Below are 14,096 nucleotides of genomic sequence, written 5' to 3'. Positions count from 1 at the left end.
ATAGTAGCTGATACAGATGCGCCAACGCGACATCGCCAGAAAATTCCAGATGACAGGCCACATATAATGCACGCTTACCGCACCCATAATTGCTCGCAGCTCCAGAAATCCGATGTCGGGAGCAGCGTCCGCCTGTCCGGCTGGATCCACCGCAAGCGCGATCATGGCGGCGTGCTGTTCGTCGATCTGCGCGATCATTACGGCATGACGCAGATCGTGGTGGATGAGGACAGCCCGGCGCTGCAGGTGCTCGACGGCTTGCGCGTAGAAAGCGTGGTGACCATCGATGGCGAGGTAAAGGCCCGCAGCGAAGGCACGGTGAACGCCAATCTGCCGACCGGCGAGATCGAGGTCTATGCCCGCGCCGTCAGCGTCCAGTCCTCGGCCAATGAGCTGCCGCTTCCGGTGGCTGGCGAGCAGGAATATCCGGAGGATATCCGCCTGAAATATCGTTTCGTCGATCTGCGGCGCGAGACGATGCACGCCAATATCATGCTGCGCAGCCAGGTGATCAGCAGCCTGCGCCGCCGCATGCAGGATCAGGGCTTTTTCGAATTCCAGACGCCGATTCTGGGTGCGTCCAGCCCGGAAGGCGCGCGCGATTATCTGGTGCCCAGCCGCCTGCACCCCGGCCGCTTCTACGCGCTGCCGCAGGCCCCGCAGATGTTCAAACAGCTGTTGATGGTGGCCGGGTTCGATCGCTATTTCCAGATCGCCCCCTGTTTCCGCGACGAGGATCTGCGCGCCGACCGCAGCCCGGAATTCTACCAGCTCGATTTCGAGATGAGCTTCGTGACGCAGGAAGATGTGTTCCAGGCGATCGAGCCCGTGCTGGCCGGTGTGTTCGACGAATTTTCCGGCGACAAGACGGTGACGCCCGCCGGCGAGTTTCCGCGCATTCCCTATGCCGAGGCGATGCTGAAATATGGCAGCGACAAGCCCGATCTGCGCAATCCGCTGATCATCAGCGACGTGACGCATCATTTCGAAAAGTCCGGTTTCGGCCTGTTCGAGAAGATCGTGGGCGGCGGCGGGCGCGTGCGCGTGATCCCGGCGCCGGACACGCATGAGAAGAGCCGCAAATTCTTCGACGAGATGAACGACTGGGCACGCCGCGAGGGCTTTGCCGGTCTCGGCTATGTCACGCGCAAGGGCGGCGAGTTCGGCGGGCCGATCGCCAAGAATCACGGGGCCGAGGAGATGGCCAAGCTGTATGACGAGCTTGGCCTTGGACCGAATGACGGCCTGTTCTTCGCCGCGGGCAAGGAAAAGGAAGCGGCCAAGCTGGCCGGGGCCGCGCGCACCCGCGTCGGCGAACTGCTGGAGCTGATCGAGCAGGGCTGCTTCAAATTCTGCTGGATCGTCGATTTCCCGATGTTCGAATATGATGAGGAGCAGAAGAAGGTCGATTTCAGCCACAACCCCTTCTCCATGCCGCAGGGCGAGATGGAGGCGCTGGAAACCAAGGACCCGCTCGATATCCTGGCCTGGCAATATGACATCGTCTGCAATGGCTATGAGCTGTCCAGCGGCGCGATCCGGAACCACCGCCCGGACATCATGTACAAGGCGTTCGAACTGGCGGGGTACAGCCGCGAAGATGTCGACGCGAATTTCAGCGGCATGATCGAGGCGTTCAAGCTGGGTGCACCGCCGCATGGCGGCTCCGCGCCGGGTATCGACCGCATCGTAATGCTGCTGGCCGATGAGCCGAACATCCGCGAAGTGATCGCCTTCCCGCTCAACCAGCGCGCGCAGGATCTGATGATGGGCGCGCCGTCGCCGGTCAGTCAGCGTCAGCTGCGCGATGTGCATGTCCGGCTGGTCGAGCAGAAGAAGCCGGCAGCGAAGGATGTGGACGCGGTGGTCGCCCCCGACGCCGGGTGATGGGAATTTAAGACTTCCTCTTTATGATTAACGTCATCCTGGATCCGGTCCGGGGTGGCGATGATGGCCGAGGAGAGAATAGCTGTGACGATCGACCTCTCCGACCATGAGACCGGCGCCGACTATGCGGGCGATTATTCGGATGATCTAAAGGACCTGCAGGATCGGCTCGCCCGTCTGCAGGCGCGCATGATTGTCCATCGCAAGCCGGCGATCCTCGTGCTGGAAGGCTGGGACGCGGCGGGCAAGGGCGGCATCGTCAAGCGGCTGACCGCCGGCCTGGATCCCCGCTATTTCGCGGTACATCCGATCGCCGCGCCGACCCAGCCGGAAAAGGAGCGGCATTTCCTCTGGCGCTTCTGGCGCGACCTTCCGGGCGCGCGCAGCCTCGCGATCTTCGACCGCAGTTGGTATGGCCGGGTGCTGGTGGAACGCGTGGAGGGCTTTGCGAGCGAGGCCGAATGGGCCCGGGCCTATGACGAGATCAACGAGTTCGAGGCGACCCAGACCGATCTGGGTACCATCCTCATCAAGCTGTTCATCCATGTGACGCAGGATGAGCAGGATGCGCGCTTTCGCGACCGGCTGGAAAAACCGCACAAGCGCTGGAAGATCACCATGGAGGATCTGCGCAACCGTGATCGACGCGGCGCCTATCTGGCCGCCGCCGAAGAGATGTTCGCGCGCACCGATACGCGCTGGGCCCCGTGGAAAGCGATCGACGGCAATGACAAGAAGGCCGCGCGCATTGCGGCGCTGACCGCGGTGGCCGACAGGCTGGACGCGGCGTTGCCCGATGGATTTCCCGAGGTGGACGAGGATTTGGCGAAAGCGGCGCAAAAGGTGCTGGGCGGACACTGACAGCCATCACGGCAGGCGGGAACCAATGCCGGGCGATGGCGGTTTTCCATCCGAAACGACCTCTCGAAATCAGGAAATCATTATGTTCGGATCCATTGTCGGCGCGCTTATCGATCGTCAGGACGGAGACAGCGGCGTCGAAGGCGCGCTCTGGGGCGCAGTGGCCGAAAAGGGCGTGAAGCTGGTTTTCCCGCTGATCATGACCTTTGCCATCGGATATGCCGTGCAGAAGGGCGTAGCCATGGCGTGGGACAAGGCGACCGGTGAGGATCAGCCGGACTATTGATCGCCTTTTCCTAATCCCTGCGGCGCCATGGTGGACTTCGTGACCGCCAGGAGCCGGCAGCTTTCGGCCTAGCGTCGATCGGGATAGGTGATGTGCATCACTTCCCATTCCTTCGGACCGGACGGTAACGGCACGGTCCGAAGATCACCGACTGTCGCGCGGCGCAACGCCTTGGCCAAAGGGCTGGTCCAGCTTATGCGGCCTTGCGCCGGGTCGGCCTCGTCATGGCCAACCAAGGTGACGGTCAGCCGCTCATCGTCCTCGTCTGCAAGGGCAACCGTCGCACCGAAGAAGATACGGGATCGGTCGATCTGCTCTGCCGGGTCCAGAACCTGCGCATGCTTCATCTTTTTGGATAGACGGTTCAATTTGCCGTCGATCTCGCGCAGTCTTTTGCGGCCATAGATATAGTCGCCATTTTCGCTACGGTCGCCATTGCCCGCTGCCCAGTGAACGATGTCCACCAGCTTTGGCCTTTCGACCGAGAAGAGTGCATCATATTCGGCACGCAGCGCGGCATAGCCCTGCGGCGTGATGGGATTGGTGCGTTCGTTCATCGCGCGGCCCTAGCAAACCAGTCCACCGCCGTCATGCCGGCGAGGACCGGAGTCCCACCGCGCGCTGCACTGTACGAGACCCCGGCCTGCGCCGGATTGACAGACGGGAGCGAAGCGGTCCCTACCGCCCCAGATAATTGCTCACGGTGCGGTTCCCGGCGTTCCGAAAACGGGCATGTTCGGGATAGAGCGCGTCGTACATCACGGCATTTTCCAGCACGCGCTGCACATAATTCTTGGTCTCGTAAAACGGGATGTCCTCCACCCATTTCACGATATCGACCCCGCCCATGCGCGGATCGCCATTGCTGGCGAGCCATTTGTTCACATTGCCCGGCCCGGCATTGTACGCGGCCACGGCAAGCGGGTAACTGCCGCCATAATAATCGAGCATGCGCTGGAAATAGCTGGACCCGAGCCGGATATTATAGGCCGGATCGCTGGTCAGCGCGCTGGGGCTGTAGCTGAGATTGGCGCGTCCGGCGACTTCGCGGGCGGTGCCTGGCATCAGCTGCATCAGGCCGCTCGCCCCGGCATGGCTGCGCGCCTGCCGGTCGAACTGGCTTTCCTGCCGCGCAATGGCATGCACCATGGTCCAGTTATAGGCCTCCTCGCCCGGCACCGGTACGGTGGGGAAGGCATAGGGGATCACAGCGTCCAGTTCATTCACCCGCGCATTGCGCCCGGCCATCACGGCCAGATCGGGACGGCCGAGATAGGTCGACAGATTGACCGCCGCGAGATGTTCTTCCTCGCTCTTGGCGTTGTTGGCGATGGCGCGCAGAAAGGCGGACTGGTCCTGCCAGGTGCCATATTGCCCAGCCGCCTGCGCCGCGAGATATACGGGCCGCGAATCGGGCGTGCCCGATGCCGTCAGCTTGGCGACGTCCTTGGTGACCTTTGGGATCGGACGGCCAAGTTTTTCCAGGGCCAGCTGGCCGTAGAAATGATCATAATAGCGCGCGGCCCGCTCATAATATTGATTGGCCGACGCCTGATCGCCCGCCTTTTCCGCCGAGATGGCCGCCCAGTACAGCCCCTTGGTGATGGTCTGCGGTGAGCGCGCGGCAGCGCCGTAGAGCGCGAACATGCGCGCCGCATCGCCGAAGCGGCCCAGCTTGTAATAGGCGGTCTGCCCGGCCAGCCAGGTCAGGCTGGTATAGTCATCGCGCACGCCCAGCGCCTCGCCGCTGATGTCGGTGCCGACGGGGAAGGCATCTTCCACGCGGCTGGCGATGCGATAGGCCAGTTCGTTCTGCCCGTCATTCTCCGCGGCGCGGGCGTTGACGAGGAGGGTCTCATACCATTCCTCGGCATCGACGGGATAGCCGGTGAGTGGCGGGCGGTTGGCCAGCATTTCGCGCACCTCATAGCTCTGCCCGTTGGCGCGCATATAGGTCGCGCGGTCGGTCAGATAGCCGGGGTTGGAAAGCGAGGCCTGATCGTTGCGGTAGAGCGCGCTGGACAAATCGGACGAGCGGGTCTTGATCGCCAGCCGGTCCATGAACAGCTGCCGGTTCTGCGGACTGGCATAGGCCAGCAATTCGCCCGCATCATTGGTCGCGCCCGCCCAGAGCAGTGCGTCGATGCGCTGATCATAATCGGCGGTGGTGAACTTGCTGGCGAACATGCCCATCAGCGTGGTCTCGGCAATATCGGACAGCGGGCCGCCATCCCATGCCTTTTGCGCCCAGGCCGCGGCCTGCTGCTGATCGCCGCTATTGGCCAGCGCGATGGCATATTGTGCACGGCCCGTGTTGGTGACGGGTTCGAACCGCTGGAAATAGGCGACCACTTGCTGCGGCGGATAATAGCCAAGCTCGATCGCCTGTTCGGCGTTCTGGCGCATGCGGTCCTCGCCCGGCCAGCCGGGATAGCTCATCAGGAAACCGGCATAATCGGGAAAGGTGAGATTGTCTGAGGAGCTCAGCGATTTCCAGCGCTGGAAGGCGGCGGGAATATTGCCCCGGCTCGGATCGGCCAGCTGCGCGGCGGCGGCATCCCATTGCTGCTGCAGTTGCGGATTCGTTGTCGCTGGCAGCTGCGGCTGGGGCGCTTGTTGAACCTGCGGCGCGGGCTGCGGCGGCACCGGAACCTGCGCCTGCTGTTGTGGCTGGGCGCTCGTGCGCGGCTGCTCGCCCGGCAGCGGGGGAAGCGGCTTCGGCTCACCGAACTGCATCGGCCTGTCTGCCCGCGCTGCCGCGCCGCTGGCCATCATCGATGCCGGCAGCAGCGATTGCGGCGCACCTTTCAGCGAAAAGGAATCCGGCACCAACCGCTGCTGGGCTGCAGCGGGCACCAGCGCGCTGGTGGTGGTGAGGAGGGCGAGGGGAATGTAGAAACGCTTTACCATGCTGGACATGATAGGGGGAGGCTCCTTATCAGGCGCTGAACGGGAATGGCGGGGCGCAGCTCTCCGCCGAATTGACCGACCTCTTGGCCGCTGCGGAGATTAGACACAATGTTTTCCGGCTCCATTCCGGCCCTGGTGACCCCCTTTCGCGGCGGAGCGTTCGACGAGGCCGTATTCCGAGATTTTATCGACTGGCAGATCGAGAGCGGATCGCAGGCGCTGGTGCCGTGCGGCACCACGGGCGAAGCAGCGACGCAGACGATCGACGATCATTTCCATGTGGTGCAGGTCTGCGTGGAGCAGGCCGCGGGCCGGGTACCGGTCATTGCGGGCTGCGGATCGAACGACAGCGCCGTGGCGCTCGTCAATCTGCAGCGCGCCAAGGATGTCGGCGCCGATGCGGGCCTGATGGTGCCGCCTTATTACAATCGGCCCAGCCAGCGCGGCATCGTCGCGCATTTTGAGCATGTGACCGCAGGCTGCGATCTGCCCGTCCTGATCTACAATATTCCGGGCCGCTGCGCCGTGGACATCAGCGTGGAGACGATGGCGGCGCTGGCGAAAATGCCTGGCGTCGTCGGGGTGAAGGACGCGACGGCGGATATGGAGCGCATCCCGCAACAGCGCATCGCCTGCGGGCCGGACTTCGTGCAGCTGTCCGGCAATGATTATCTGGCGCTGGGTTACATGGCGATGGGCGGGAAGGGCTGCATCTCGGTGACCGCCAATGTGGCTCCGGCCCTGTGCGCCGAATTCCAGGCGGCCTGCGCCGCTGGCGATTATGATCGTGCGCTGGAACTGCAGGATCGGCTCTATCCGCTGCACAGCGCCATGTTCTGCGACAGCTCGCCCGGCCCCGTGAAATATGCACTGTCGCGGATCCGGCCCGGTTTTTCGCCGGAGGTGCGGCTGCCGATCATGGAGCCGACGGATGAGGCGAAGCAGCGCATCGATGCGGCGCTGGAGAAGGCTGGGCTTCTATAGACAGCATCAGTCGAACCTCGCGCACGTGCCTGATGCAGACATGGCTTTTCGGCGCGCCCTAGCGGCGCCGGGCGCAACCACGCACAGGTCCGCAACGCCGCGCCGGACGAACGGAGCACGCCGCGCCGCTGTCTTTGCGCTATTCGGCACCTGACATTCGCCAAGCTCTTCGCATTCCCATTCTTCTTCCTATATAGGCCCGCACCATGGCCCGTCCCCGCCCCGCCAGTTTTGAAAAAACCAAGATCGTCGCCGAGAACCGGCGCGCCCGTTATGATTTCTTCATCGACGAGGTGTTCGAGGCCGGGATCGCGCTGACCGGGACCGAGGTGAAGTCGCTGCGTTTCGGCGAAGGCTCGATTGCCGAGAGCTTTGCCGAGGTGAAGGATGACGAGGTGTTCCTCATCAACGCCACCGTGCCGGAATTCAGCCATGGCAACCGTCACAATCACGATGCCAAGCGCCCGCGCAAATTGCTGCTCCACGCCCGCGAGATCGAGAAATTCTACGGTGCCGTGGCGCGCAAGGGCATGACGCTGGTTCCGCTGTCCATCTATTTCAATTCGCGCGGGCGAGTGAAGGTGGAGCTGGCGCTGGCCAAGGGCAAGAAGGCACCGGACAAGCGCGCATCCGAAAAGGAACGGGACTGGAAGCGGGAGCAGGGCAGACTGCTGCGCAACCATGGCTGACGAGCCGCCCCGCCGCCGGATGCATGAGCGGATGGGGATGAAGATGCCCACCCGCGATGAGATGGGCGAAAACCGTTTCCTCAAACCCTTTGCAGGGCGCGTGCTCCGGCCGGATCTGTGGCGCTTTACCCGGCGTTCGGTGCCGCGCGGGATCGCGCTGGGCATGCTGGCGGGTTTCTGGGTGCCCGTGGGCCAGATCATTGCCGCCGCCCTGCTGGCTCTGCCGGTGCGGGCGAACGTGCCGGTTGCGGTGGTGACGACCTTTATCACCAATCCGTTCACCTATCCCTTCTGGGTGGTCGTGGCCAACAGGCTGGGCCGGTTCATCCTGCGGATCGACGCGATGACGGTGGGCACCCCGCTCAACAATCAGGTGCGCAGCGAATTCGGCATGTGGCTCAGCTGGTTTCTCCGCGAAGCCGGTGTGACCGCTTTTGGCATGGTGGTGCTCGGCATTCTGTTTGCATCGGTCGGCTATTTGCTCGCCAGTTTCGGCTGGCGCCTGCGGCAGGGCAAGAGGCGGCGGCAGCGGCTGCGGCTCTACGCGCAGCAACACAAGCGCAAGCTGACGGAATAGACGGGCTGGTGAAATAGGCGGGCGCATGCCTGTTCAGCGCAGCGTAAAGCGCTGTCGTTTATTGTCTCTCATCAACGCTTGGTCGACGAGCATCCTGCGCGCTCTTGCCTGCCAGGGATCGCCGGTGCATCTCCAGCGCCAAAACATATTGTTTCGAGGATATATTATGACAGCCTTTCGCTCGCTTCTCCTGATTGCCGCCGCGCCGATGGCGCTCGGTGCCCATGCCGCCACCGCGCAGGACATGGATGCGCAAACCAAATCCAAGGCGGAAGCGGCCTTGTCCGCCGATGCCGATGCATCGGCCGAGCCGTCCCGCGCTGATGGCAAGCCGGAAATCGGCACTTTCGGGTTCGACGAGCAGGGCATGAACCGCGACATCGCGCCGGGTGATGATTTTTACGGTTATGCCAATGGCACCTGGGCGGCCACGACCACCATTCCGGCGGACAAATCCAATTACGGCATGTTCACTGCGCTGGCCGATTTGAGCCAGGAACGTGTGAAGAATGTGCTCGATGCCGCCAAGGGCGATCCGGACAACAAGATCGGCCGCGCCTATGCCAGCTATCTGGACAGCGATGCGGTGGAGGCCAAGGGTCTTGCGCCGATCAAGCCGTGGCTCGGCAAGATTGCCGCGCTGGACAACAAGGAAGACTATGCCCTGCTTCTCGTCGATGCGGCGCGCAATGGCGTGCGCGGCCCTGTGGCCGGTTATGTCGGCCAGGACGACAAGAACCCCGAAACCTATATCTTCAACATGTATCAGGGCGGTCTCGGCCTGCCGGATCGCGATTATTATCTGGGCGATTCGGAGCGGTTCGCCGATATCCGCGCAAAATATATCGCCCATCTGACCAAGATGTTCGAACTGGCGGGGGAGGCCAATGGCGCCGCCCGGGCGCAGGCCATCTTCGATATGGAGAAGCAGATCGCCGAGGCGCACTGGACCAAGGAAGACAGCTCCGACGCGACCAAGACCTACAACAAGATGACCGTGGCCGAGCTGCAGGCGATGACGCCGGGCTTCGACATCGCGGCCATGCTGAAGGCAACCAGCCCGCAGATCGAGGAACTGATCGTGGCGCAGCCAAGCGCGGTGCAGGGCATTGCCGGCATCATCGGCAATGCCGATCTGGCGGTGCTGAAGGATCAGCTGATGATCCGCAGCCTCGACAATCTGTCCGATGTGCTGCCCGAGGCGATCTCCAATGAAAGCTTCGCCTTTTACGGCACGACCCTGAACGGCACGCCCGAGCGCGAAGTGCGCTGGAAACGCGGCGTGAACTTCACCGAAGACGTGCTGGGCGAGGAAGTCGGCAAGGAATATGCCGCCGAATATTTCCCCGCACCGACCAAGGCCGCGATGAACGAGCTGGTCGACAATGTGCTGGCCGCGATGGGCCGCCGCATTCAGGGGCTGGAATGGATGCAGCCGCAGACCAAGGAACGCGCGCTCGCCAAGCTGGCCAATTTCACCACCAAGATCGGCTATCCTGATCGGTGGAAGGATTATAGCGCCGTCGAGATCAAAACCGACGATCTGTTCGGCAATCAGATCCGTGGGAATAATTTCCAATATGCGGACAATATCTCCAAGCTCGGGCAGCCGATCCGCCGCTATGAATGGGGTATGCTGCCGCAGACGGTGAACGCCTATGCCAATTTCGGCATGAACGAGATCGTCTTCCCGGCCGCGATCTTGCAGCCGCCCTTTTTCGATCCCAATGCCGACCCGGCGGTGAATTATGGCGGCATCGGCGCGGTGATCGGTCATGAGATCAGCCATCATTTCGACGATCAGGGTTCGAAATATGACGAAAATGGCCGCCTGTCCGACTGGTGGACGCCGGAAGACGTTGCCGCCTTCAACAAGGCCAGCAAGGCGCTGGTCGCCCAGTATGACCAATATGAGCCGCTTCCGGGCGAGTTCGTGAAGGGCGAGTTTACGCTGGGTGAGAATATCGGCGATCTGGCGGGCCTTACCGTGGCCTATGATGCCTATAAAACCGCGCTCAACGGCGAAGAAGCACCAGTGATCGATGGCTTTACCGGCGATGAGCGCTTTTTCCTGGCCTGGGCGCAGGTCTGGCGGCGCAATTACCGCGAAAGCAACCTATCGCAGCGCCTCAACACCGATCCGCACAGCCCTTCGGAGCAGCGCGCCTGGGTCGTGCGCAACCTTGACAAATGGTATGACGCCTTCGATCCGAAGACGGACAGCAAACTCTATCTGGCCCCCGATGAGCGGGTGCGCATCTGGTAAGGATATTATGTGATTGACGGGGGAGCAGCGGCGGGCAGGACTGGCTTGGCCGCAGCGCGGCTCCCCTTGTCGCTGATCGTCGGCGGGGCGCTGATGCTGTCCGCCGCGATCCTCTGGGTCGCCACGGGGGACATCATGCTGTCCGCCGGCATGGCCGCCGGTATGATCGGCGTCGGTGCGTTCGCGCTGCTGTTTCGGCAGAATGCGGACAGCGCGCCCCGGCAGGACGTCCTGCCGCCGGACTGGTCCGTGACCCATGCAGCGGCCGATTTCGCCAATTTCGGCCTTGCCATCACCGATCGCGCCGGACGGCTGGTCTGCGCCAACGATCTCTATTCCCGCTGGATGGGCGGCCCGCGTGCACCGGCGGCGCTGGATTTCGATGCCAAGAGCACGGAGGCTATCTCTGCGGCGACGCGCGCGGCGTGGCGCGACGGGCGCAGCGAGGCGCCCGCCGTGCTGCGCGGCGCGGCGGAATACAGGCTGGCCCTGCGCCGCGCGGGGGCCGGGGACGATTATCTGGTCTGGCAGTTCGCGCCGATGCTGCGGCGCAGTCTGGCGATCGAGGCGGCGGAACTGGTGGCGGGCAATCTGGGCGATCTGCTGGCGCGCTCCGGCCTGATGGCGGCCACGCTGGGGCCGGAAGGGCGCATCCGCGCGTGCAACAGCGCCTTTGCCCGGCGCGCCGCCGATGCCGATCAGGGCAGCCTGACCGGCAGGGATTTTGCGAGTTATCTACGCTCGGACGAACGCGGCGCGATCTTTTTCGAGACCGAGGGGCGGCGGGGCGTGCCGCTGCGCGTGATCCATTTGCCGATCGAGCCGGAGCGGGAGGATGGCCCCGCGCTCGTGCTGCTGCGCGATGAGGACGGCGCGACGCAGGATCGTACCGCCGCGCTGGCCCATGTCGAAAATCTGCTCGCCAATCTGCCGCTCGGCCTGGCCCTGCTGGACCGCGACGGTCGCTTTCTGTTTGCCAATGACAGCTTTGCCAAGCTGGCCGGCCTCGCCGATGGCAGCCTGCCGCTTTATCCGGGCGATCTGGTGATCCGCGAGGACAAGGGCGCGCTGGCCGATGCCGTGCGCCGCCATGCCGGCGGGCAACCGACCAGCGGCGATCTTGCGGTGCGGCCGCTCGACCGGCCGGACGAGGTGCTGTCGCTCAGCCTGTCGGGCGTGCGCGGACTGGGCGAGGCGGCGGTGATGCTCAGCCTCAAGGATTCCGGGGAAGAAACGAAGCTGAAACGGCAGGTGGCGCAGCAGACCAAGATGCAGGCCGTCGGCCAGCTGGCCGGCGGCGTCGCGCATGATTTCAATAATATCCTGACCGCCATCATCGGCCATTGCGATCTGATGCTGCTGCGCCTGACGCCGGGCGACAGCCATTATGACGATATCCAGCAGATCAAGAACAACTCCAATCGCGCCGCCAGCCTGACGCGCCAGCTGCTTGCCTTTTCGCGTCAGCAGACGCTGCGCCCGCAGGTCATCCAGCTGCCCGATCTGGTGTCCGACGTGTCCAACCTGCTCAGGCGCCTGCTCGGCGAAGCGGTGAAGCTGGATGTGCGCCATGGTCGCGGGCTTGGTCCAGTGCGCGCCGATCCGGGGCAATTGGAGCAGGTGATCGTCAATCTCGGCGTCAATGCGCGCGATGCGATCATGGAGGCGAAGAAGGGCGGCGGCGTCGTGCGGATCGAGACCGCAGCCGTGGAGCCCAAGGATGTCCGCGCGCTGGAAAGCGACGTGCTGCCGGAGGGCCATTATATCCTGCTGTCGGTCACCGATAGCGGCGTCGGCATCCCCAAAGAAGTGATGGCCAAGATTTTCGAGCCCTTTTTCACCACCAAGGAGATGGGCAAGGGCACGGGCCTCGGTCTTTCGACCGTCTACGGCATCGTGAAACAGTCGGGCGGTTATATTTTCGCGCGCAATGTGGTGGGCGGCGGGGCGCGCTTCGAAATCTATTTGCCGGTGCACAAAGCGGCGCCCGGGCAGAGCACGCGCAACATCACCAAGGCAGAGCCGGAGCCGAAAGAAGAGACCTGGGGTACCGGCTCGATCCTGATCGTGGAGGATGAGGATATGGTGCGCGCGGTGGCACAGCGCGCGCTGGAGCGGCAGGGCTATACGGTGGAAACCGCGTCGGACGGGGAAGAGGCGCTGGAAACGATCGCAGAGGGGCGGCCCTATGATCTTGTGGTTTCGGACGTTGTGATGCCCAATATGGATGGCCCCGCCATGGCGCGCAAATTGCGCCGGCAGCGCCCGGATCTGCCGATCCTGTTCATGTCAGGCTATGCCGAGGAGCAGCTGCGCGAGAGCATCGATCTGGACAATATCGGGTTCCTGCCAAAGCCGTTCAGCGTGCAGCAGATCGCCGAGGCGGTGGGTGACGTCCTGCGGGCGTCGCGCAAGAAAGACTGATCGGCCGCGCCGGACCGAGCAGTGTGCGTTCCCTACTTGTTCTTTGAGAACAAAATATGTACATGGAGTTTAAGCCATCGACTCGATGGCAAAGCTGAACCAGAACAGGGGACGTGATATGGCTGCCAAACTCAAAGTCATCGAATCGAACGAACGGATAAGCGATATGGACCGCGAAAAGGCACTCGACGCCGCGCTGGCGCAGATTGACCGCGCCTTTGGCAAGGGCTCTGCCATGAAACTGGGCAGCCGTGAGGCGATTGAGATCGAGGCGATTTCGACCGGATCGCTCGGCCTCGATATTGCCCTCGGCATTGGCGGCCTGCCCAAGGGCCGCATTATCGAGGTCTATGGTCCGGAAAGCTCGGGCAAGACCACGCTCGCCCTGCACACCGTGGCCGAATGCCAGAAGAAGGGTGGCACCGCCGCCTTTATCGATGCCGAGCATGCGCTCGATCCGGTCTATGCCAAAAAGCTTGGTGTGGATGTCGACAATCTCATCGTCTCGCAGCCCGATACGGGTGAGCAGGCGCTCGAGATCTGCGACACGCTGGTGCGCTCCAACGCGGTGGACATTCTGGTGATCGATTCCGTTGCCGCCCTGGTCCCGCGCGCGGAGATCGAGGGCGAGATGGGCGACAGTCATGTCGGTCTGCAGGCACGTCTGATGAGCCAGTCACTGCGCAAGCTCACCGGGTCGATCAGCAAATCCAAGTGTATGGTTATCTTTATTAACCAGCTGCGCATGAAGATCGGTGTGATGTACGGTAACCCGGAGACGACGACTGGCGGTAATGCGTTGAAATTCTACGCGTCCGTTCGCCTCGACATTCGCCGCACCGGCCAGATCAAGGATCGCGACGAGGTGGTGGGCAACGCCACGCGCGTGAAGGTGGTGAAGAACAAGGTGGCCCCACCGTTCAAGCAGGTTGAGTTCGACATCATGTATGGCGAGGGCATTTCCAAGGTGGGTGAAATCATCGATCTTGGTGTCAAAGCCGGTCTGGTGGAAAAGGCCGGGGCCTGGTTCAGCTATGATAGCACGCGCATCGGTCAGGGGCGGGAGAACGCCAAGAACTTCCTGCGGGAGCATCCGGAGATGCTCGACAAGCTGGAAGGGCAGATTCGCGGCAAGAAGGACGATGTGGCCGAAGAGATGATGGTCGGTCCAGACGCGGACGATTGAGAATGATCGGGTGTTGCGGGAGGCGT

11 protein-coding genes are annotated in these 14,096 nt (G+C 63.0%); 9 read left to right on the top strand and 2 right to left on the bottom strand.

Going from position 1 to position 14,096, the window contains the following annotated elements:
* Window positions 1–66: 66 nt before the first annotated feature.
* From aspS to G410_RS0109350, 3 genes are all read left to right on the top strand, one after another.
* Window positions 67–1,887: an aspartate--tRNA ligase gene (aspS, locus tag G410_RS0109360; protein WP_022673392.1), complete on the top strand. Its 1,821-nt coding sequence runs from the start codon at window positions 67–69 to the stop codon at window positions 1,885–1,887.
* An 84-nt stretch (window positions 1,888–1,971) separates the two neighbouring features.
* Window positions 1,972–2,748 carry a polyphosphate kinase 2 family protein gene (locus G410_RS0109355; RefSeq protein WP_022673391.1) on the top strand — a complete coding sequence of 259 codons (777 nt, stop codon included), beginning with the start codon at window positions 1,972–1,974 and terminating at the stop codon, window positions 2,746–2,748.
* A gap of 82 nt (window positions 2,749–2,830) precedes the next feature.
* The gene (locus G410_RS0109350; protein WP_022673390.1) at window positions 2,831–3,034 is read left to right on the top strand and encodes a hypothetical protein; all 204 of its coding nucleotides are present in this window, start codon (window positions 2,831–2,833) and stop codon (window positions 3,032–3,034) included.
* Between the two features lie 68 nt (window positions 3,035–3,102).
* Here the strand turns inward: G410_RS0109350 and greB are convergent, their stop codons facing one another.
* Both greB and G410_RS16255 read right to left on the bottom strand, forming a co-directional pair.
* Entirely contained in the window at window positions 3,103–3,591 is a 489-nt protein-coding gene (gene greB, locus G410_RS0109345) for a transcription elongation factor GreB (protein WP_022673389.1), read from the bottom strand.
* 121 nt (window positions 3,592–3,712) lie between these two features.
* Window positions 3,713–5,953 (bottom strand): lytic transglycosylase domain-containing protein, encoded by a 2,241-nt coding sequence (locus G410_RS16255; protein WP_022673388.1) that lies wholly within the window; start codon window positions 5,951–5,953, stop codon window positions 3,713–3,715.
* Between the two features lie 99 nt (window positions 5,954–6,052).
* Between G410_RS16255 and dapA the strand changes: the two genes are divergently transcribed.
* The 6 genes from dapA (at window position 6,053) to recA (ending at window position 14,070) form a co-directional block, all read left to right on the top strand.
* Window positions 6,053–6,928, top strand: coding sequence for a 4-hydroxy-tetrahydrodipicolinate synthase (dapA, locus tag G410_RS0109335; protein ID WP_022673387.1), 876 nt, complete (start codon window positions 6,053–6,055; stop codon window positions 6,926–6,928).
* Window positions 6,929–7,134: 206 nt separating this feature from the next.
* Window positions 7,135–7,617, top strand: a complete 483-nt coding sequence (smpB, locus tag G410_RS0109330) for an SsrA-binding protein SmpB (RefSeq protein ID WP_022673386.1) — start codon at window positions 7,135–7,137, stop codon at window positions 7,615–7,617.
* A gap of 37 nt (window positions 7,618–7,654) precedes the next feature.
* Entirely contained in the window at window positions 7,655–8,194 is a 540-nt protein-coding gene (locus G410_RS0109325) for a DUF2062 domain-containing protein (RefSeq protein WP_342662466.1), read from the top strand.
* Window positions 8,195–8,438: 244 nt separating this feature from the next.
* A complete protein-coding gene (locus tag G410_RS0109320; protein ID WP_425411249.1) occupies window positions 8,439–10,460 on the top strand; it encodes a M13 family metallopeptidase in 2,022 nt (673 codons plus the stop codon).
* Window positions 10,461–10,553: 93 nt separating this feature from the next.
* Window positions 10,554–12,884, top strand: a complete 2,331-nt coding sequence (locus G410_RS0109315) for a hybrid sensor histidine kinase/response regulator (protein ID WP_051137266.1) — start codon at window positions 10,554–10,556, stop codon at window positions 12,882–12,884.
* Window positions 12,885–13,002: 118 nt separating this feature from the next.
* The gene (gene recA / locus G410_RS0109310) at window positions 13,003–14,070 is read left to right on the top strand and encodes a recombinase RecA (protein WP_022673382.1); all 1,068 of its coding nucleotides are present in this window, start codon (window positions 13,003–13,005) and stop codon (window positions 14,068–14,070) included.
* Window positions 14,071–14,096: the final 26 nt, after the last annotated feature.

This window comes from Novosphingopyxis baekryungensis DSM 16222, assembly GCF_000420305.1.
Classification (GTDB): Bacteria; Pseudomonadota; Alphaproteobacteria; order Sphingomonadales; family Sphingomonadaceae; genus Novosphingopyxis; species Novosphingopyxis baekryungensis.
This window is presented reverse-complemented; position numbering and strand designations above follow the sequence as displayed.